16 protein-coding genes are annotated in these 20,155 nt (G+C 74.0%); 8 read left to right on the top strand and 8 right to left on the bottom strand.

All coding sequences use genetic code 11. The features are described 5' to 3' along the window. Positions 1-6 precede the first annotated feature (6 nt). Positions 7-1,731, top strand: coding sequence for an AMP-binding protein (locus LWC35_RS17720; RefSeq protein WP_232871256.1), 1,725 nt, complete (start codon positions 7-9; stop codon positions 1,729-1,731). A gap of 99 nt (positions 1,732-1,830) precedes the next feature. On the opposite strand, the gene LWC35_RS17715 is transcribed toward LWC35_RS17720, so the two are convergent. From LWC35_RS17715 to LWC35_RS17690, 6 genes are all read right to left on the bottom strand, one after another. Then, positions 1,831-2,649, bottom strand: a complete 819-nt coding sequence (locus LWC35_RS17715) for a class I SAM-dependent methyltransferase (RefSeq protein ID WP_232871255.1) — start codon at positions 2,647-2,649, stop codon at positions 1,831-1,833. Then, a complete protein-coding gene (locus tag LWC35_RS17710; protein WP_232871254.1) occupies positions 2,646-4,406 on the bottom strand; it encodes a choline/carnitine O-acyltransferase in 1,761 nt (586 codons plus the stop codon). Before LWC35_RS17710 ends, LWC35_RS17715 begins: the two co-directional genes overlap by 4 nt. Positions 4,407-4,416: 10 nt before the next feature. Continuing rightward, complete coding sequence (locus tag LWC35_RS17705; RefSeq protein WP_232871253.1) at positions 4,417-5,241, bottom strand: HalD/BesD family halogenase; 825 nt, start codon at positions 5,239-5,241, stop codon at positions 4,417-4,419. A gap of 118 nt (positions 5,242-5,359) precedes the next feature. Continuing rightward, positions 5,360-6,295 carry a 2Fe-2S iron-sulfur cluster-binding protein gene (locus LWC35_RS17700; RefSeq protein WP_232871252.1) on the bottom strand — a complete coding sequence of 312 codons (936 nt, stop codon included), beginning with the start codon at positions 6,293-6,295 and terminating at the stop codon, positions 5,360-5,362. A gap of 13 nt (positions 6,296-6,308) precedes the next feature. Next, a complete protein-coding gene (locus LWC35_RS17695) occupies positions 6,309-8,144 on the bottom strand; it encodes an NAD(P)H-dependent oxidoreductase subunit E (protein ID WP_232871251.1) in 1,836 nt (611 codons plus the stop codon). Further along, positions 8,144-10,051, bottom strand: coding sequence for a molybdopterin oxidoreductase family protein (locus LWC35_RS17690; RefSeq protein WP_232871250.1), 1,908 nt, complete (start codon positions 10,049-10,051; stop codon positions 8,144-8,146). The genes LWC35_RS17695 and LWC35_RS17690 overlap by 1 nt, the downstream gene beginning before the upstream one ends. Before the next feature lie 206 nt (positions 10,052-10,257). Here LWC35_RS17690 and LWC35_RS17685 point away from each other — a divergent pair, with 206 nt between their 5' ends. The 4 genes from LWC35_RS17685 to LWC35_RS17670 all read left to right on the top strand — a co-directional run bounded on the left by LWC35_RS17685 (position 10,258) and on the right by LWC35_RS17670 (position 14,161). Next, complete coding sequence (locus tag LWC35_RS17685; protein WP_232871249.1) at positions 10,258-10,614, top strand: nuclear transport factor 2 family protein; 357 nt, start codon at positions 10,258-10,260, stop codon at positions 10,612-10,614. A 106-nt stretch (positions 10,615-10,720) separates the two neighbouring features. Further along, on the top strand, positions 10,721-11,887 hold the full coding sequence (locus tag LWC35_RS40335; protein WP_232871248.1) for an acyl-CoA dehydrogenase family protein: 1,167 nt from the start codon (positions 10,721-10,723) through the stop codon (positions 11,885-11,887). A gap of 11 nt (positions 11,888-11,898) precedes the next feature. Further along, entirely contained in the window at positions 11,899-13,512 is a 1,614-nt protein-coding gene (locus tag LWC35_RS17675; protein WP_232871247.1) for a class I adenylate-forming enzyme family protein, read from the top strand. A 61-nt stretch (positions 13,513-13,573) separates the two neighbouring features. After that, positions 13,574-14,161 carry a TetR/AcrR family transcriptional regulator gene (locus tag LWC35_RS17670; RefSeq protein WP_232871246.1) on the top strand — a complete coding sequence of 196 codons (588 nt, stop codon included), beginning with the start codon at positions 13,574-13,576 and terminating at the stop codon, positions 14,159-14,161. On the opposite strand, the gene LWC35_RS17665 is transcribed toward LWC35_RS17670, so the two are convergent. Beyond that, on the bottom strand, positions 14,158-14,307 hold the full coding sequence (locus LWC35_RS17665; protein ID WP_232871245.1) for a hypothetical protein: 150 nt from the start codon (positions 14,305-14,307) through the stop codon (positions 14,158-14,160). The genes LWC35_RS17670 and LWC35_RS17665 overlap by 4 nt on opposite strands. A 245-nt stretch (positions 14,308-14,552) precedes the next feature. Here LWC35_RS17665 and LWC35_RS17660 point away from each other — a divergent pair, with 245 nt between their 5' ends. Then, positions 14,553-15,155, top strand: coding sequence for a class I SAM-dependent methyltransferase (locus tag LWC35_RS17660; RefSeq protein ID WP_232871244.1), 603 nt, complete (start codon positions 14,553-14,555; stop codon positions 15,153-15,155). Here the strand turns inward: LWC35_RS17660 and LWC35_RS39325 are convergent. Then, positions 15,077-17,809, bottom strand: coding sequence for an ATP-binding protein (locus LWC35_RS39325; protein ID WP_269804348.1), 2,733 nt, complete (start codon positions 17,807-17,809; stop codon positions 15,077-15,079). The genes LWC35_RS17660 and LWC35_RS39325 overlap by 79 nt on opposite strands. A gap of 669 nt (positions 17,810-18,478) precedes the next feature. Here LWC35_RS39325 and sbnA point away from each other — a divergent pair. Together sbnA and LWC35_RS17640 are read left to right on the top strand one after the other, a co-directional pair. After that, positions 18,479-19,465, top strand: coding sequence for a 2,3-diaminopropionate biosynthesis protein SbnA (gene sbnA / locus LWC35_RS17645; protein WP_232871243.1), 987 nt, complete (start codon positions 18,479-18,481; stop codon positions 19,463-19,465). Between the two features lie 110 nt (positions 19,466-19,575). Beyond that, positions 19,576-20,155 (top strand): PAS domain-containing protein (locus LWC35_RS17640; protein WP_232871242.1); only part of this gene is annotated, 580 nt, incomplete at its 3' end.

The raw sequence follows: 20,155 nt of genomic DNA, 5'->3' as shown, positions 1-20,155 counted from the left end.
ACCCGCATGGCAGCGACATCGGAGCACGAGCTCACCGCACGGCTGCGGGCCGAGGACGAGCTGATCACCGACCGGCTGCGGCACTGGGCGCGGACCACCGGCGACCGCACCTTCCTCTACTACGGCGAGGACGACGTCTCGTTCACCTACGCCGAGTTCGACCGCCGGACGGATGCGATCGCCGGCAACCTGGCCGGTCAGGGCGTGGCCAAGGGCGACCGGGTGTCGGTCTTCAGCCTCAACCCGATGATCACCGCGCTGGTGATGGTCGGCTGCTGGAAGGCCGGGGCGGTCTACGCGCCGGTCAACTTCTCCTACACCGGGCGGCTGCTGTCCTACCAGCTCGACGACACCAGGCCGGTGTTGACCGTGACCGACCCGGCGCTGCTCCCGGCGCTCAACGGCGTCGCGGACGGGCTGGAGCAGCCGCCCGCCGTCGCCGTCTACGCCCCGCCGCCGACGGCGCACGACCACGCGCCCGCCCCCGACCTGCACCCCGCGTACCGGCCGGTGAGCTGGAACGATCTCGTGGCCGACGCCGCGGCGCCGCCGATCGCCCTCGCCTTCGACGACCCGGCCAACGTCTTCTACACCTCCGGGACCACCGGTCCGTCGAAGGGCGTGCTGCAGCCGTTTCGTTGGATGGCGCAGTACACCTGGGGGCTGCGGATGACGCTGTCCGCGGAGGATGTCGTCTACAACGACCTGCCGATGTACCACGTGGGCGGGGCGCTGGCGAACTTCGGCCGTGCGCTCTGGCAGGGCAGCGAGGTCGCGGTGTGGAACCGGTTCAGCCCCACCCGGTTCTGGGAGCGCGTCGCCTCCCGCGGGGCGACCTCGGCGATCCTGCTCGACGTCATGATCCCCTGGCTCTCCAAGGCACCTGTCTCGGCCGACGACCGGCGGAACACGTTGAACAAGGCGTACATGCAGCCGTTGCCGTTGCAGCACAACGAGTTCTCCCGCCGGTTCGGGATCGACCACGTGGCGGCCGGGTTCGGGCAGACCGAGGCCGGGGCGCCGCTGTGCGTGCTGATCGAGGAGACCGCTCCCGGCGAGGGGACGCCGACCGATCTCTACCGCGGCCACTCGCACGAGGAGATGGCGGCGGTGGCGGAGCGCAAGGGCGTCCCGGTCCTGCAGGCCGCCCACGCGACCCGGAAGGGGTTGATGGGGCGGCCGAGCCCGTTCTTCGACGTCACGGTCCGCAACGAGCGGGACGAGGAGTGCGCGCCGGAGGAGCCCGGCCACCTCGCCGTCCGGCCAAAGGTGCCGGGGCTGCTGCTGGAGTCCTACCTGAACAAGCCGGAGGCCACGGTCACCGCGACCCGCAACCTCTGGTTCCACACCGGCGACGCCGCGCTCGTGGGCGGGGACGGGCTGTTCTACTTCGTCGACCGGCTCGGGGACCGGATCCGGGTGCGCGGCGAGAACCTGTCGTCGTTCCAGGTCGAGGACATGCTCAACCAGCACCCGGTGATCCGGATGAGCGCCGCGTTCCCGATCCCGAGCGCCGAGGGGGACGAGGACGACATCGTGGCCTACGTCGTCCCCACCGAGGGGGCCCCGCTGACCACGGACGAGGTGTTCGCCTTCGCCGAGGAGACCATGCCGAAGTACCTGCGGCCGAGGCACGTCCGGATCGTCGACGACATCCCGCGCACGCCGACGAACAAGGTCGAGAAGTACCGGCTGCGGCAGCGGATCCTCGCCGAGCTGCAGGAGGCGTAGTCCCGCCATGGCGCGGGGCTGCGTGATGCCACGGCGCCGCCGCCGTCGTCCCCGTGCGTCGGTCCCACGGCCCGGGACGCCGGCGGCGGACGAGAGGTCTCAGGGGGCCGGCCGGCTGACGTGGCACTCGGCGTGGAACCAGCCCGCGGACTCCTTGCCGGCGGGGTCGAGGCCGCGGGCGCGGACGTCGGCGACAGCGGCGGCCTGCTCCTCCGCGTCGACGAAGCGGCGCTGCCGGACGGTGCCGGGCAGGCGGTGGGTGACCAGGTCGTGCGCCTCGAGTACCTCGACGATCTCGTCGTAGGCGAAGACGCGGAGCACGAACACCACCAGCCGGACGTCCGACGGCAGGTGGGCGAGCAGCCGGGTGAAGGTCCGCGGGCCGACGTACCCGACGCCGCCGGTGCACACCACCGTCCCGACCGTCGTGAGCGCGGCGGCGAGCTCGGGGGACGGGGCGGCGGTCTCGAGGTCCTCGGCGAAACCGTGCTCGAGCAACCCCGCCCGGACCGCGTAGCCGACGGCGGGGGCGGAGGCGTCGAGACCCAGGACTCGGAGGTCGGGGCGGTTCATCCAGGCGCCGAAGAACGCGGCGTCGGCGGCGGCGAGCGCGTCGGGGGACAGCTCGGCGACGGCGGGCGCGGTGTAGCGGGCCCCGAGCGCCGGCAGCCCGATCGACGTGCGCAGCAGTGCCGCGTTGATCCCGTAGGAGCAGCAGAGGTCGAGCAGTGTCCGGGCCCGTGCGTCCCGGCCCGCCGCGTCGACCTCGGCGCGGACGACGGGCACGGCGTGGGCGGGCACCTGGTACTCCAGCGGCGCGAGCGCGGTGAAGTACGGGCGCGGGTCGGGTGCGGTGTAGATGCCGCTGAAGTCGGCCTTCGAGGTCGCGGTCCGCGCCGCCCGGACGATCGAGGTCATCCCGGGGACCGTTCTGCGGCGAGGAGGCCGTCGAGCTCGGCGAGGGCCTCGCGGAGGCGGTCGGCGAAGACGTGCATCCGGTCCGCGACGGCGCACGGGGTCGCGAGGTAGACGTCGAACCGGTCGTGCTGCAGCCCGTAGCCCACCCCGATGCAGCGGGGGCTGGTCGAGCCGAACCCGAAGTACTGGATGCGGGGCGAGGGCACGGCGCTGGTGGACAGGTAGTCGTCGCGCAGGATCGTCCAGCCGGGGCTGTCGAAGAACGGCAGGTCCGGGCCGCCGCGCCGGCGCTGGATCCACTGCAGCTCCCACAGGTGCTGCTCGGGGGCGTCGCCGGCCTGGCACTCCTTCGCCCGGCGGACATGGGCGTCGGCGGCGGCACGGAAGGCGGCGCGCCGCGCGTCGTCGCCCACGGCCGGGTCGGTCATCGCGTCGACGAACGCGACGATCTCGGGCGTGACCACGCGCATCGCCTCGGTGCGGCCGTGATGGAAGCGGCGGGTGGCGATCGACTCGTAGGTCGCTCCGGTGATCCCCTTCGCACGGCGGTGGGCGAGCTGGAAGGCCAGCTGGGCGAAGGCGTCGGGGGAGCAGCGCAGCTCCTTGGCCCGCCGGCTGGTGACGCCGTCGATCGTCAGGGTCGACGTGGCGCAGGCCGCCGCGTAGTCGGCGAACTCGGTGCCGGCGCGGGCGATGTCGACGCGCAGGGCGTCGTCGAGGTGCCAGCGGACGGGCGTGACGGCGCAGGGCCCCGCCCCGGGGAGGTACGGGGTCGGCGCGCCGAGGATCGCGTCGACGTAGCCGATGACGGTGGTGCCGTCGAGCTCGCAGTGCTCGCCGTTGAGCCCCGCGGTGCCGTCGCCGAACACGATCAGGGTGAGCGACTTGTCGAACCAGCGGTTGCCGGAGTCGCCGTGCAGGAGGACGTCGCAGGCCTCGCGCGGCTCGCCCGGCACGGTGTCCTCCAGGGCCACGCAGAACAGTGCGGTCTCGATCGTCTCCAGGGCGTCGGCGTTGTGCGCGCGCAGCGCGTCGCGGCTCTCCGCCCAGGCGGGCCGGGCCATCGTCGTCAGGTGCCCGACGGCGTCGCCGCGCGCGGTCGTGTCGGCGACGACGACGCGGAGCCCGTCGGCGATCTCGGCGGCCGAGTGCGGTCTCCCGTCCGGCGCGATCACGTCGAGCCGGACGACGTGGCCGTGGTGGAACACGACGACGTGGCGTTCGGCGGACGGGCCAGGCCACGCCCCGGTGTACGGGGTGCGGCTGGTGTCGATCTCGCGACCCGGGATGCGGCAGGCCGAGAACAGGTACTTGAGCTGCTCCATCGACAGCGGCGCGCCGCGCTGGGTCGCCGGCGGCACCGCCTGGGCGTCGATCGCCAGCTTGTAGCCCACGGTGGCGGCGATCAGCCCGGTCGCGCGCTCGATCCGCCCGAGACCGGGAGCGTCCTGGAAGAGGAAGAAGAAGTTGGCGTTGAGCGCGATGCGGTCGCGGCGGCCGAGGTAGCGGGACCGCCAGAACGCGTCGAGCCAGCTGTGCACCCCCGGGGTGGCGTCGTAGGTGCGCAGGGCCGCGTCGAGCTCCGGGGCCTCGCCGGCGAGGAACTCGTCGAGCGCCTTCTCGGTGCGGGCGCGCTCGTCGTCGGTCAGCAGCGGCGCGCACCACTCGAGGAACCGCCGGGCGGTGTCCTCCAGCGCGGGCAGCGGCACCCGGGGCAGGGCGTCCTCGTTGCCGAAGGTCGCGGGGGAGAGGGTCACCGGAGGCCCTTCAGATCAGGAGCCGGTCGACGCGGCCGGGGCCGGCCGGTGCGGTGTGGGAGCGGGTCACCCGGCCGAAGAGCTGCCGGGTCCGGGCCGCGGTGCCGACCACCCCGGGCCGGCGGCTGTAGGCGAGGATGGCGGTGTGCCGCTCGCGGCCGCCCTCGACCGGGCTGACCCGGTGCAAGGAGTACCGGCCCGCGAAGAGCTGCAGGTCGCCCGGGCGCAGCTCCAGCGTGCGGACGGCGTGGTGGTCGCCGTCGAGCACCGCGGAGACCGCGTCGAGGTTCTCCTCCTGGGGCGATCGGATGCCGGGGCAGTACTGGAACAGGCCGCCGGCCTCGGCCGCCTGGGTCAGCAGGCTGACGGTGAACTCGTTGGTGTCGAAGTGCCAGGGGTGCTCCCGGCCGGGGCCGACGACGTTGAGCACCAGGCCCGAGAGCGGGTCGGCGAGCGCGAACACCTCGGGCAGCCCGAAGGCGGCGGCGACGAACCCCTGGACGGCGCGGTCGGCGTGGAGGCGCTGGATCAGCGCGTCGGCCGGGATCCGGTCGCGGGCCACGAAGGCGTTGCCCCGCTCCAGCGGCCGGTGGGCGGGGTGCCCCGCCGGGAGCGTGGGGTCCGGGTCGGTGTTGTAGACGTTGACGATCGCGGTCTCGTGATGGGCGAGCGGCGCCAGCGCCCGGCCCTCCGCGCGCAACGCCGGCACGTGCTCCGCCCGCACGAACCCCGGCAGCACACAGCAGCCGGAGTCCCGCAGCTCGGCCCGCACGCGGTCGACCAGCGCCGGGTCGTCGAGCGGATGGCGGTCGGTGTCCACGATGGTCGGGTCCACGCGCACCCCTTCACGTCGTCGTGCGAGCGTCGGCGTCGTGCGTGTGCCGCTGTGCGGACGGTAGCGGCTCGGCGGTGGCCCCAGAACCCCTCCGACCGCACGGTCCGGGACCGGCCGCTCAGGCCTCGGGGAGGTTCTGCACGTGCTGGAAGCCGAACCGGCCCTTGATGCAGAGGTGCCCGTGGGTCACCGAGTGGTCCGACGGGCTGGTCACGTTGACGATGCTGCCCTGCTGGACGTGCAGCTCCAGGTTGCAGCCGACCCCGCAGAACGAGCAGATCGTCGTGGTGACGGTCTCCTTCTCGGGACGCCAGTCGCCGGCCTCGCGCAGCTCGTGCTCGCGGACCGACTTCAGCGCGCCGGTCGGGCAGACCCCGATGCAGTTGCCGCAGTAGACGCAGGCGGAGTCGGGCAGCTCGCCGTCGTACTCGGTGGCGATGTGGGCGTCGAACCCGCGGCCCGCCGCGGAGATCGCGAACGTGAACTGGGCGTCCGTGCCGCAGGCCTTCACGCACTTGTAGCAGAGGATGCAGCGGGCGTAGTCGCGCACGTAGAGGTCGTTGTCGACCTTGACCGGCTGGGCGACGTTCGCGGCCGTCGACCCGTCCGGCGCGTGGTGGTGGCCGACCCGGTGGCCCGCGCGGTCGTCCTCCGGGGGTGCCGGCGGTCCGTAGCGGCCGGGCTCGACGCCGTACTCGACCATCCAGCGCTGCACGTCTTCGCTCGCCTGGTCCATGTCCACCGAGGAGGCGAGCAGTTCGAGGACCATCCGACGGCTGTGCCGCACCTTCTCGGTGTCCGTGCGCACGACCATCCCGTCGTCGACCTTCCGCGCGCACGACGGCACGAGCACCCGGGAGCCCTCGACCTCGACCATGCACACCCGGCAGGCGTTGATCGGCGTGAGGTTCGGCGCCCAGCAGAGGGTCGGCGTCTCGACACCCTGCTCGCGCAGGACGTCGAGGATCGTCGCTCCCTCGGGGACGCGGAGCTCGCGGCCGTCGACCGTGACGGTCACGAGCCGGGAGATCGAGCCGAGCAGCACGGTCGTCACAGCAGCCCCATTCTCACAACAGGCCCAGTTTCAGTGCGGACAGGACGGCGGCCGGGGCGGTCTGCCCCAGGCCGCAGATGGACGCGTCCTGCATGACGCGGGCCAGGTCGTCGAGCAACGTCAGCTCCGGACCCTTCGGGGCGCCCCGGGTGAGCCGGGCCAGGGCCTCCTCCTGGCGGACGGTGCCGACCCGGCAGGGCACGCACTGCCCGCAGGACTCGTCGCGGAAGAAGGCCGCGATCCGGCGCAGCGTCCCGGTCAGGTCCGCCTGCGTGTCGAGCGCGAGCACGACACCGGAGCCGAGCGTGGCCCCGATCTCGCGGGAGCCCTCGAGGGTGAGCGGCAGCTCGAGCCCGTCGGGCAGCACGAACCCGCCTGCCGCCCCGCCGAGCAGGACCGCCCGCAGCTCGCCGCGCACGCCGCCCGCCAGCTCCAGCAGCTCGCGCAGCGTGGTGCCGAAGTCCACCTCGTAGACCCCGGGCGTGCCGACCGCCCCGGACACGCAGAACAGCTTCGTCCCGGTCGAGCGACCGCCGCCGACCTTCGCGAACTCCTCGCCGCCGACCGCGAGCACCGGCAGGACGTTGTACAGCGTCTCGACGTTGTTGATCACCGTCGGCTTGCCGAACAGGCCGCTGGTGCTGGGGAACGGGGGCTTGTTGCGGGGTTCGCCGCGATGCCCCTCGATCGAGTTCAGCAGCGCGGTCTCCTCGCCGCAGATGTAGGCCCCGGCGCCGCGGCGCAGCTCGATGTCGAAGGTGAAACCGTCCCCCGCCACGTCGTCGCCGAGGTACCCGTGGGCCCGCGCGGTCGCGATCGCGTGCTCCAGGCGGCGCGTGGCGAGCGGGTACTCGCCGCGGACGTAGAGGTAGCCGCGCTCGCAGCCCGTGGCGTACCCGGCGATCGTCATGGCCTCGATCAGCCCGAACGGGTCGTACTCCATCAGCACGCGGTCCTTGAACGTGCCGGGTTCGGACTCGTCGGCGTTGCAGACCAGGTAGTGCGGGCGGCTCGGGGCGCGGGCGACGCCGTCCCACTTGACGCCGGTCGGGAACGCGGCCCCGCCCCGGCCGGTGAGCGAGGCGTCGGAGACCTCCCGGATCACCCGCTCCGGGCCGAGCGCGACCGCGCGCCGCAGCGCCTCGTAGCCACCGTGGGCGCGGTAGTCGTCGATGCTCTCCGGGTCGACGACGCCCACCCGGCGCAACAACGTGAGCTGCGGCTGCCCGGCCTGCGGGACGCTCACGGTGGCGTCGGCGAACGCGGCGTCGGCGGCCGGGACCCGCGTGGGTTCCTCGGTCGCGATCCGGTCCAGCTCCGCGCGCAGACTCCCGATCGCCGCGGGCGCGACGCTCACGTCCGGCCTGCCGGCCAGCTGCAGCATCGCGGCCGGCGCCCGCTCGCACAGCCCGAGACACGGGCTGCGGACCCAGCAGGCCTCCTTGCCCTCGCCCTCCTCGCCGAGGTCCTCCGTCAGCCCCGCGATGACCGCCTCGGCGCCGGCCGGCGCGCACGCGACGTCGTCGCACACGTGCACCACGTGCGGGGCCCGCGGCGTCACGCTGAACATCGCGTAGAACGTGGCGACGCCGTAGACGTCGGCGGGCGGCACGGACAGCACCCGCGCGAGGTGGTTCAGGGCGCCCGGCGTGAGGTGCCCGACCGCGTCCATCACCGCGTGCAGCGCGGGCAGCAGGATGTGCCGGCGCCCCCGGGCGGCGTGCCCCGAGTCGGGGAACCGCACGTCGGCGCCGGGGACGTCGTCGGGGGACCGGTGGGCGGCGAAGGCCGCGTCGACGGCGCGGCGCTCGGCCTCCGTCGGCTCGGCCGTGGACAGGCGCAGGTCCATCAGATCTTCTCGCTGCCGATTCTCTCGATACGGATCGCCGTCGCCTTGAACTCCGATGTGCCCGACTTCGGGTCCCACGCGTCGTTGGTCAGGACGTTGATGTCGACCTCCTCGGAGAAGTGGGGCGTGAAGGACGCCAGCCCCGGCCGGAGCGACGGGTCGAACGCGACCGGTGCCTCCACGGCGCCGCGGCGGGACACGACCCGCACCCGCTCGCCGTCGGCGATGCCCAGCCTCGCCCCGTCCTCGGCGTCCATCCGCAGCGACTCGCGCCGCCGCATCGGCGAGGAGTACCCGCCGCTCTGCACGCCGGAGTTGTAGGCGTCGAGGATGCGGACGGTGGTGAGCCGGATCGGGAACTCCTCGCTCAGGACGTCGAGCGGGGCGGCGTGCTCCACCGGCATGAACGGCGCCGGGCGGCCCCGGTCCTCCGGCTCCTCGGCCCACAGCCGGGTGTGCAGCGTCGGCGTGCCGGGGTGATCCTCCGTCGGGCACGGCCACTGGATCCCGCCGAGCGCGTCCAGGCGGGCGTAGGACATGCCGGCGTGCCAGTTCTGGGACAACGACCGCAGCTCGTCCCACACCTGCTCGGCGGTCGGCTCGCCCCAGGCGTGGCCCATCCGTTCGGCGACGCCGCAGATGATGTGGGTGTCGGGACGGGCCGACCCCGGCGGGTCGATCGCCTTGCGAACACGCTGCACGCGGCGCTCGGAGTTGGTCACCGTGCCCTCGTACTCGCACCAGTCCGCCGCGGCGGGCAGGACGACGTCGGCCAGCTCGGCCGTGGCCGTGCGGAAGATGTCCTGGACGACGAGGTGGTCCAGGCCTTCCAGCAGGTGCCGGGCGTGCGCCGCGTTGGCCTCCGACTCGGCCGGGTTCTCCCCGATGCAGTACAGGGCGCGCAACGTGCCCGTGTCCATCGCCTCGAAGATCTCGGACAGGTGCATCCCCGGCTTCGGCGAGATCGGCACGCCCCACGCGCGCTCGTAGCGGGCGCGTGCCGTCTCGTCGCCGAGGTCGTAGCCGCCCGGCAGCTTGGCGGGGATGGCGCCCATGTCGCCGCCGCCCTGGACGTTGTTCTGCCCGCGCAGCGGCACCAGCCCCGACCCGTACCGGCCGACGTGCCCGGTCAGCAGCGCCAGGTTGATCAGGGCGAACACGTTGTCGGCGGCGTTGTGGTGCTCGGTGATGCCCAGCGTCCAGCAGATCTGGGCGCGGTCGGCTCGGGCGTAGGCGTGCGCCAGGTCGCGGATCAGGCCGGCGTCGACGCCGGTGATCTCCTGGGCCCGCGCGAGCGTGTAGGGCTCGACCGTGGCCCGGTAGTCCTCGAACCCGGTCGTCGAGCGCTCGACGAACACCTCGTTGACCAGGCCGGCGTGGATGATCTCCCGCCCGATCGCGTTGGCCAGCGCGACGTCGGTGCCGACGTCGAGGCCGAGCCACCCGTCGGCCCACTGCGCGGTGGACGTGCGCCGCGGGTCGACCGACCACATCCGGGCGCCCTTCTTCAGCCCCTGCAGGACGTGGTGGAAGAAGATCGGGTGCGTCTCGCGCGCGTTGGAACCCCACAGGACCAGCAGATCGGCGTCCTCGGCCTCGACGTAGGCCGACGTGCCGCCACCCGCTCCGAACACTGCCGTCAGACCGACGACCGAGGGAGCGTGTCAAGTGCGGTTGCAGGAGTCCACGTTGTTGCTGCCCATGACCACCCGGGAGAACTTCTGGGCCATGAAGTTCATCTCGTTGGTGGCCTTGGAACAGCTGAACATCCCGAACGCCTCGGGCGGGACGCCGCGGAAGCCGGCGGCGGCCCGGTCGAGGGCTTCCTCCCAGCTCGCCGGGCGCAACACCCCGTCCTCACGGACGAGCGGCTCGGTGAGGCGGACGTGGCGGGGGCGGCGCGGCATCGGGCGACCTCCTGCTCGGCGTCGAGAACCAGGACGACCAGCCTAGTTCAGAACCAGGACTCCGCACACGGCATGACCCGCAACCGGCCCCGTCCGACCGGGGAGGTTCACGGCGACAGGCCGGCCGGCTCGAGGACGGGGTGGCGCGACCGCCCCCGCGGCTTCTACGTTGACCGCGCGACCACCCCGGACGAGAGGCGCACGACGTGGCGGAGATCGCCGAGCTCATGCAGGCGAACCTGATGGCGGTCTTCAACGAGCGCGACGCCGAGCGGCGGCGGGCCGCGATCGCCCGCACCTACCGCCCCGACGTCAGGTTCTCGGACCCCGAGGGGACCGTGGTCGGGCACGACGCCGTCGACGCGAAGGTGCAGAAGCTCCTCGACGAGGCCCCGGACTTCGGGTTCACCCCGGCCGGACCGGTCCGCATCGTCCAGGACCTGGGTCATCTCGCCTGGAACTTCGGGCCGGAGGGGCAGCCGCCCGTCGTCCGCGGGATGGACGTCGCGCTGGTCCAGGACGGGCTCATCGCCCGCCTCTACACGTTGCTGTTGACCGAGTAGGTCTCCTTCGCCGGCCCTCGGCCGGCCGCCGCGTCTCCCCGTAGCCCTACCAAACGGTTGTCGGGGCGCGTACCGTCGTCCCGCGGCGGACCGACGGAGGTACGGCGTGGACTTCGAGCTCACCGAGCAGCAGCAGCTCTTCCGGAAGACCGTGAAGGAATGGGTGGACCGCGAGGCACCCAAGTCCTGGGCCCGGGAGCTGGAGCGCGACGAGCACCACTTCCCGCACGCCCTGTTCGACAAGTTCACGGCCGCGGGCTTCCACGGCATCGGGATCCCCGAGCAGTACGGCGGCCAGGGCGGGGACGTGCTGACCCAGATGATCCTGGCCCGCGAGCTGGCCCGGTCGCTGGCCGGGCTGACCTGGGTCTGGGGCATCACGTCGTTCGCCGGCGGCAAGTCGGTCGGGCTCTACGGCACGGAGGAGCAGAAGGCGGCGCACCTCCCCGCGATCGTCGAGGGCCGGGAGAAGTGGGCGATCGGGTTCACCGAGCCCGGCGGCGGCACGGACCTGCTGGGCGGCATGCGGACCCGCGCGCGCAAGGTCGACGGCGGCTGGGTGGTGAACGGGCAGAAGACCTGGAGCTCGGCCTCGCACGTGGCCGACTACATCCTGCTGCTGGCGCGCACGGCCGACCACGGGGAGAAGCGGCACCAGGGCGTGTCGCTGTTCATCCTGCCCGCGCGGGCCGAGGGCGTGACGATCCGGGAGATCCCCAAGCTGGGGATGCGCGCCCTCGGCGCGTGCGACGTCTTCCTCGACGACGTGTTCGTGCCCGACGAGAACCTCCTCGGCGAGCAGGACCGGGCCTGGTACATGCTGCTGCCCACGCTGAACAACGAGCGGATCATGCTCTCCTCGTTCTGCGTGGGGATCATGGACGGCGTCCTCGAGGACGCGCTGCGGTACATGCAGGACCGCGAGGCCTTCGGCGGTCCGATCGGCCGGTTCCAGGCGCTTCAGCACCACGTCGCCAACATCGCGATGTGGCGCGACCAGGCCGAGCTGATGGTCTACCGCGCGGCCTGGCTGCAGTCGCTGGGCCGCCCGTGCGGGCAGGAGGCGAACATGGCGAAGGTCGTGGCCTCCGAGCTGGCCGGGCAGGCCGCCGACCTCGGCCTGCAGATCCTCGGGGGCATGGGGTACTCGGCCGAGACGGACATGCAGCGCTACTGGCGGGACGTCCGGCTGTTCCGGATCGGCCCGGTGACGAACGAGATGGCGCGCAACGGCATCGCCGAGGGCCTCGGCCTCCCGCGGTCCTTCTCGTGAGCGGTGTGCCGATGACCCCGGACCTGACGATCCCGGGCCTCGTCCTGCGCGCGGCCCGCGAGCACCCGGACGCCGACGCGTTCGTGTTCCCCGACGCCCGGCAGACCTACCGCGGGCTGCTGGCCTCCGCGAGCGAGGTGGCCCGGGCGCTCCTCGCGCTCGGCGTGGGGCCGGGCGACGCCGTGGGCACGCTGATGCCCAACGGGCTCGCGTTCGCCCACGCCATGATCGGCACGGCGATGACCGGGGCGCTGTTCGTGCCGGTCAACGCCCGGCTCACGCCGCGGGAGATCGCGCACGTGGTCCCCGACTCGGGGATGAAGGTGCTGCTCACCACCGACGCCGTGGACGAGCACGTGGACTACGTGGCGCGGCTGCACCAGGCCTTCCCCGAGCTGGCCGCGGCCCGGCCGGGGGCGACACCGGCGCTCGCCGGCGCGCCCGGGCTGCGGGCCGCGGTCGTGATGGGCACCCGGGAGGCGCCGGGTTTCCGCACCCGCGAGGACTTCCTGGCGGCCGGGACCGGTGACGCGCTCGCGGCCGCGGACGCCGTCGATCCCGACCAGCCGTACATCATGATGTACACGTCCGGGACCACGGCGGTGCCGAAGGGCTGCCCACTCACGCACCGCTCGGTCGTCGGGCTGGGGCGGGCGGTGGGGGAGGAGGCGTTCGGCCTCACCGCCGCGGACCGGATGTGGAACCCGCTGCCGATGTTCCACGTCAGCGCGCAGGCGCCGATGGTCGGCGTGCTCGGCGCCGGCGCCGCCTGGCTCTCCATGACCCACTTCGAGGTGGACGCCGCGCTCGCGCAGATCGAGCGCGAGCGCGCCACGATCCTCTACCCCGCCTACCCGACGCTGACGAGCCCGCTGCTGAAGCACCCCTCCTACGGCCCGGACACCTTCCGGCGGGTGCGCGCGATGCTCACCGTCGGGCCGCCGGACCTGCTGCGCTCGTTCCAGGAGCGGTTGCCGCACACCGCCCACGTCAGCTGCTACGGCTCCACCGAGACCGGCGGCGTCGCGATCATGGGCAGGCTCGACGACCCGCTCGAGGCCCGGCTGACCTCCGGCAGGCCCTTCACCGGCGTCGAGGCGCAGGTGCGGGACCCGCTGACGGGCGCCCCGCTGCCCCCGGACGAGACCGGTCCGCTGTGGATCCGCGGGTTCAACCTCTTCCAGGGCTACCGCAACGACCCGGCGAAGACCGCGGCCAGCTTCGACACCGAGGGCTGGTTCCACACCGGCGACCTCGCCTCGGTCGACGCCGCCGGCAACCTGACCTTCCGCGGCCGCACCAAGGACATGCTCAAGGTCGGCGGCGAGAACGTCGGCTGCCTCGAGGTCGAGGCCTACCTGGGCGCCCATCCCGACGTGCAGACGGCCGTGGTCCTCGGCGTCCCCGACCCGAAGTACGGCGAGGTGCCGGCCGCGTTCGTCGAGCTGCGCCCCGGCGCCACCCTGACCGAGGACGAGGTGACGGCGTACTGCCGCGTGGGCCTGGCGAAGTACAAGGTGCCGCGGTACGTGCGGTTCACCGCCGACTGGCCGATGTCCGCCACCAAGATCCAGAAGTTCCGGCTGCGCGACCGGCTGCTCGCCGAGCTGTCGGCCGGGGTGTGAGCGGACGGCCGGGCCGGTGGTGAACAGGCGGAGGGCGCCGCGCACCGGTACCGCGCCGCCCTTGCGCGCCGACGACGGCCGCTGGCAGGAGCTGCTGGACATCGCGGCCCGGATCTTCGCCCGCAAGGGCTACCGGTCGACCACCCTGCAGGACATCGCCGACGAGTTCGGGGTGCTGAAGGGCAGCCTGTACCACTACATCCGCAGCAAGGACGAGCTGCTGTTCGAGGTCGTCCGGACCGTGTACGGGGGCGGCCTGGCGCACCTGCGCGAGCTGGCCGGGGCCGACCTCGACCCCGTCGAGCGACTGCGGGCCGTGATCCGCGGCCACGTCCGGTACCTGATCGACAACCTCGTGGGGACGACCGTGCTCCTGCACGAGTTCGACCAGCTCTCCGCCGAGCACCGCGCGCGGTTGCCGGTCCGCGACTACCAGGAGGTGGTCGCCGGCCTGGTCGTCGACGCGCGGGCCGACCCGCGGGTCAAGCCGGACCTGGACCCGCAGCTCACGGCCCTCGCGGTGCTGGGCGCCGCGAACTGGGTCCACCGCTGGTACCGGCCCGACGGGAGGAGGTCGCCGGAAGAGATCGGCGCGGCCTACGCCGACCTGCTGGTCGACGGGATGCTGACGGGGGCGGGGGCGGGTTAGGTGACCGCGGCGTTGCCGATGCTGCGGAAGAAGACGACGATCGCCTGGAAGGCGTTGCCGACCGCTGCTCCTGCCGCTGCCGGGTTGGGCACGACCCAGATCAGCAGGACCAGCACGATGATCACGCCCCACGCCCACCGTGGCATCCCTCGATGGTGCATGCCGTGACGGGTCGACACCAGGGGTGACGGTGGTCGAAATGCGCTGGTCCCGACCTCGGCCGTCGACCGGCCGTGCCGCCGTTGCGCCGACCGGAGTGAGGGGCGGCCGACGGTCGGACCCCCTGCCCTGCGTCCCTCCTCGACACCGCGGAGGACGAAGGTCCCGCGAAACCGCTCGACCGGCGCGCTCGACCGACACCAGGGCGCCCTCCAGCGTCGGGACCAGGCCGATGAATGCCGTCCACCGCCGGCTGTGCCGCTCCGCGGGGTGGGCGGAGCGGATGCACGGCCAGGTCATGCCGTGGGCGCTCGACGGCGTCGACCTCACCGGCGACGTGCTGGAGATCGGTCCCGGCTACGGGGCGACGACCCGGTGGCTGGCCGAGCGGGCCGGCCGCCTCACCGCCGTCGAGGTGGACCCGGCCCTCGCCGCCGACCTGCGACGGGATCTCGCGGGCCCGGTCGAGATCAGGACCGGTGACGGGGCGGACCTGCCCTTCCCGGCCGGCAGCGTCGACGTCGTCGCCTGCTTCACGATGCTGCACCACGTGCCCTCGACCGCACGGCAGGACCGGCTGTTCGCCGAGGCCGCCCGGGTGCTGCGGCCCGGCGGGACGTTCGCGGGTTCGGACAGCCGCGTCTCGCTCCGATTCCGGCTGCTGCACGTCCGCGACACGATGGTGCCGGTCGATCCTGCGACCCTGCCCGCCCGGCTCCGTCCCGGCTCCGCCCGGCCCGGTACCGCCGGACGCCGTCAGGGGAGCGGCCGGGCGTCGAGCTCGTGGAGGCGCGCGGCCAGCTCACGGCGCGAGGAGAGGCCGAGCTTGGCGTAGATGTTGCTGAGGTGGAACGCGACCGTGCGGCCGGTGATGAACAGCGCCGCGGCGGTCTCCCGGTTGGTCCGCCCGGCCGCGACGGAGCGGGCGACGGCCAGCTCCTGCGGGGTGAGGCCCAGCGCGTCGCCGGGCGCGGGCGGGTGCAGCCCGGCGGAGCGGAGCAGGTCCGTGCACTCCGCGAGGAACGGCACGGCACCGAGCCGGGCGAGCCGGTCGTGGGCGGTGCGCAGCAGGTCCACCGCCGGGCGGCGCTCGGGGCCGGCCAGCAGCAGCCGGCCGAGCGCGACCTCCAGGCGGGCCCGGCCCAGCGCCGCGTCGACGCCCTCGGCCCGCGCGAGGCCGTCCCGGTAGGCCCGCTCGGCGGCCGCCCGGTCCGACCGGAGCTCCTCGCGCAGGCCGCGCAGCCGGGCGACCTCCGATCCGGGCCAACCCGGCGGCCGGCCCGCGACCCGGCCCTCGAGCTCGCGCAGGGCCGCGTCCGCCTCCTGCTCGCGGCCCAGGCCGAGCAACGCCTCGGTGCGCAGGACCCGCCACCCGACGGGCCCGACGTTGTCGAGCAGCCGCGACAGCGCCGGATCGTCGAAGGGGCGAAGGGCCTCCAGCACGGCGGCGTGATCGTGCTCGGCCTGCGCGAGGGTGGCGGCCGCGAGGGCGGCGTACGCGCGCCCGCCCCACCAGGGCAGGGCCTGCGCGACGCCGGCCGCCGCGGCGGTGTGGGCGCGCGCCGCCTCGCGGTCGCCCCGGCCCGCGGCCACGTAGGCGGCGATGGCGCGCACGACGCCGCTGCCCATCACCACGCCCGCGTCCCGGGCGAGCGAGATCGCCAGCTCCGCCTCGACGGTCGCCTCCTGCCAGTCGCCCGTCCGGTAGTGCGCCTCGGCGAGGTAGCCCAGCGCGAGCAGCCGGCCCTGCATCGGCAGGTGCTGCGCCCGGTCGTCGACCACCCCGGACAGGATCCGGGCCGCGCCGGCGGCGTCGCCCGTCCAGAGCGCGAGGATCCCGCGCAGCGCCCGGGCCTCGACCGGCTCGGGGCCGGACCGGCCGCCGTCGAGGGCGGCGTGGGCCTCGTCGTGCCGGCCCTCGGCGGCCAGGGCGACGACCAGCACGAACCCCGCCGTCGAGGCGACGTCGGGGGCCCCCGCGGTGGCGAGCGCCGCCTCGGCTGACGCGACGGCCCGGGCGGTGTCGCCCTCGATCAGGGAGACCAGGGCCAGGTGTGCCGCCGCGGCCCGGCGGCCCGGGTGCGGCCCGCTCCGGTCGACCGCCGCGGTCAGCTCCTCGCGGGCCACCGCGAACCGGCCGGTCAGCGCGGCGAGCTGGCCGAGCACACGACTGCGGCCCGGGCTCGGACCGGCCGCACGCACCTCCGGCTCGGTCCGCAGCCCCGCGCCGAGGTCCCCGCCGGCGAGCATGGACTCCAGCGCGCCGACGAGCCGCGCCGACCGCTCCCGGTGGGTCGGGCTGAGGTCGGCCGCCGCCAGCAGGTGTGCCGCCGAGTCCCGCCATCGCCGGCCCGCGCGCTCGTCCTCGCCCAGTTTCTGCAGCTCCGCGGCCAGCTCGGGATCCGGCCCGACGGCCGCGGCGATCCGGTGCTCGAGCGCGGCCGCGCCGCCGAGGCGACCCGCCGCGGCCGCGTGCAGGCGATGCCGGTGCTCGGGCGGCAGGTCCGCGTACACCGCGGCACGGATGAGCGGGTGCCGGAACACGACGTCGGGCCGCACACCGGCGGGAACCTCCTGCAGCACCCCGGCCCCGACGGCCTCGCCGAGCGCCGTGAGCGGGGCCGGGACCCCGGCCAGCGCCGCCACGTCGGACAGCGCGGCCCGGACACCCAGCACGGCCGCGGCCAGCACGACCTCCTGGGCTGGCCGGGAGAGCCCGGCGACCCGGACCAGGACCAGCGAACCGAACGACCGGGGGGCGGGCAGGGTGACGGCGAGGTCGAGGAGGTCGGCCGGGGGGATCTCCTCCACCAGGGCCCGGACGTGCATCGGGTGTCCCTCGGTGTGGTCGCGCAGCCGCACCGCGGCGGCGGGCGGCAGCTCCGGTCCACCGAGGGCGACCGACAGGGCCCCGACGTCGTCGGCGTCCAGTCCGGTCAGGGAGAGCCGGCGCAGGAGCGGCTCCTGGGCGAGCACCCGGCCCCAGGCCGGCGACGGCGTGTCCTCCGCGCGGACCCCGGCCACGAGCAGGACCGGGTCCCGACGGAGCCGCCGCACCACGAACACGAGCGCGCGGACGGACAGCTCGTCGGCCCACTGGGCGTCGTCGACGACGATCAGGACCGGGCCCGCGGCCTCCAGCGCGCCGAGGACCTCCAGCAGCGCCGCCCCGACGTCGACCGGGTCCGCCCCGGGCGCCGGTCCGGCACCGAGGAGGGGCAGGTCGGCGACCAGCTCCGCCGGCACGTCGGCGAGGAGCTGCTGCAGCAGGCCGTACGGCAGGCCCGCCTCGGCCTCGTCGCCGGCGACCCACAGCACGGTCCCGGCGCCGGACCGGTCCCGGAAGCGGTGCAGCACGGAGGTCTTGCCGATCCCGGCCTCGCCGGTCAACCACACGACCCGGGCCCGGCCCGACCGCGCCCGCTCGAACTCCTCGGTCAGCACGCGGAGCTCCTCGCGCCGCCCGACGAAGTCGTCCGGCGGGGTCATGGGGGCAGTGTGCTCGCGATCACGGCGGAAGTCGACCGAGGACGACGGGCCGGTCCATCGTGGTCCCGGACCTCCCACCGTCCGCGCAGGGCACGACCCTTCCGGTGATCGTTGCCGGCGGCGAGACGCCTGATCACCCGTTCGTCGCGACCGGACACGGAACGCGCTTGTCGCGCAACCCCTTATACGACGTCTGAGTGAATTATCGACCCGCGTGAAACAGACGGCTCGTCCGGAGGGATCTACGTGCACGACTCGCCGCAAGGGGGCGGCGGGGCACTGATCGGCGGGGCATGGGGGTGCCGTGCCGATCGGGAAGGGGGGAACCTTGACCGCTCGTGACGACATCAGGAGAGCGACGTCGGTGACGTCCCGGCGCCGGCGATCCCGCCGGCCACCGGGGCGCGCGGTGGCCGTACCCGTACGGCTCCCGCCCGGTCCACGCTGACCGGTCATCGACCAGAAGCATGCCGACGTCCGGGACGGGTCGCCCCGCACCCCGCGGGACCCACCCGGCACACCGGCCGCCACCGCACGGTCGGAGATCCACCCGGTACGACGGGCCGCCTCGACGCGCCCACGTGCCGGAACCCACGAACCTCCGTCGTTCTCCACCACGGTCTCGCCGGTGCGACCGCGCCGGGCGAGCAGTCAGACGAGGAGGGCCCAGTGCCCGTCATCTCCGAGCCCCATCAGTACAACGAGGACGCGCTGTACGTCGATCTGGCCGCGATCGTCGACCAGCCGCTGCACCTCAAGTGCGAGGGGTTCAACTTCGCAGGATCGATCAAACTGAAGGCCGCGACCGAGATGGTCGAGGCCGCCGAGCGGCGCGGTGTGATCCATCCGTGGTCGGTGCTGGTCGAATCGTCGTCGGGCAACCTCGGCGTCGCGCTGAGCCTGCTCGCCGCCAGCAAGGGTCTGAAGTTCGTGTGCGTGACCGACTCCCGGTGCAACCTGGCGACCCGCCGGATGATGGAGGCACTGGGGGCCGAGGTGCACGTGATGACCGACCCGGACCCCAAGGAGGGGCTGCTCGGCGCGCGCCTGCGGCACGTGCGCGAACTGCTCGCCTCGGACGAGAAGTACGTGTGGCTCAACCAGTACGGCAACGCCGACAACTGGCGCGCCCACTACCGGCGGACCGCACCGGAGATCCATCGCGAGTTCCCGGACCTCGACGTGCTGTTCGTCGGGGCGGGGACGACCGGCACCCTGATGGGGTGCGCGCGCTGGTTCGGCGAGTACGCACCGGGTGTCACGATCGTGGCCGTCGATGCGGCGGGATCGGTGACCTTCGGCGACGCACCGGCGCGGCGGATGATCCCGGGTCTGGGCAGCAGCGTCCCGTCGCAGTTCCTCGAACCGGCGCTGGTGCACGACGTGGTGCGGGTCGAGGAGGCCGACACCGTGCGGATGTGCCACCGGCTGGCCCGGCGCGGGTTCCTCTTCGGCGGTTCCACCGGCACTGTGGTCAGCGGGGCGACCCGCTGGCTCGCCGAGCACGGCACGCCCGGGACCGTCGCGGTGGCGCTGGCCCCCGACCTCGGCGAGCGCTACCTGGACACCGTGTACCAGAGCAACTGGGTCGAGGCCCTCTACGGTGACGACGTCCTGCGCGCCGAGGAGGAGTCGGTCGCGGCCGGGTCGAGCTGAGGGCCCCCGGGCGGGGACGCGGCGCGGGCGGCGCCCCGCCCGGTGGTCGCGAGGGGCAGCGCCGCGGCGAGCGGCGCGCGGGCCACCGGCGACTGTGCCACGATGCGGGCATGCCGGCGGAGGACGGTTCGGGCGACGCCGGCTCCCCCGTCGACGTCCTCGACGCATTCGAGTCGGTTCCCGCGATCATCTGGGCCTTCGAGGGCCCCGAGCTGCGGGTCGTCGCGGCCAACGCGGGTGCCCGTGCCTCGGCCGGGTTCCGCCCCGGGATCGTCGGCCGCCCGATCCGCGAGGTGTTGCCGGAGCTGGAGGGGCAGCAGATCTTCGAGATGATGGAGGAGGCCTTCGCCGCGGGCCGCCCGGTCTCCGCCGATCATCGCCGGGTGCTGGTCGACCGGGACGGCGACGGCCGGCTGGAGGAGGGCTTCTTCACCTACACCTTCCTGCCCACCCACCACGCCGACGGGTCGGTCCGCGGCCTCGTCGTGCACATCGCCGAGACCACCGCCCAGGCCCTGCGCCAGGAGGAGGCCGAGCGGGCGGCGGCGGCGTCGGAGCGGCGGTACCGGCACGCGTCCGAGATCGTGCTGGAGCTGCAGCGCAGCCTGCTGCCCACCGGGGTCCCCGTGCTGCCCGGCGTGGTCACCGCGGCGCACTACCAGGTCGCCGGCGACGAGCTGGCGCCCTGGT

It is taken from the genome of Pseudonocardia kujensis, assembly GCF_021283305.1.
GTDB lineage: Bacteria > Actinomycetota > Actinomycetes > Mycobacteriales > Pseudonocardiaceae > Pseudonocardia > Pseudonocardia kujensis.
This window is presented reverse-complemented; position numbering and strand designations above follow the sequence as displayed.

What these genes read in the sequence shown, in the direction of transcription:
- LWC35_RS17720 (WP_232871256.1), top strand. Translation starts at nt 7, where the DNA reads ATGGCAGCGACATCGGAGCACGAGCTCACCGCACGGCTGCGGGCCGAG.
- LWC35_RS17715 (WP_232871255.1), bottom strand. Translation starts at nt 2,649, where the DNA reads ATGACCTCGATCGTCCGGGCGGCGCGGACCGCGACCTCGAAGGCCGAC.
- LWC35_RS17695 (WP_232871251.1), bottom strand. Translation starts at nt 8,144, where the DNA reads ATGGACCTGCGCCTGTCCACGGCCGAGCCGACGGAGGCCGAGCGCCGC.
- LWC35_RS17675 (WP_232871247.1), top strand. Translation starts at nt 11,899, where the DNA reads ATGACCCCGGACCTGACGATCCCGGGCCTCGTCCTGCGCGCGGCCCGC.
- LWC35_RS17665 (WP_232871245.1), bottom strand. Translation starts at nt 14,307, where the DNA reads ATGCCACGGTGGGCGTGGGGCGTGATCATCGTGCTGGTCCTGCTGATC.
- LWC35_RS17660 (WP_232871244.1), top strand. Translation starts at nt 14,553, where the DNA reads ATGAATGCCGTCCACCGCCGGCTGTGCCGCTCCGCGGGGTGGGCGGAG.
- LWC35_RS39325 (WP_269804348.1), bottom strand. Translation starts at nt 17,809, where the DNA reads ATGACCCCGCCGGACGACTTCGTCGGGCGGCGCGAGGAGCTCCGCGTG.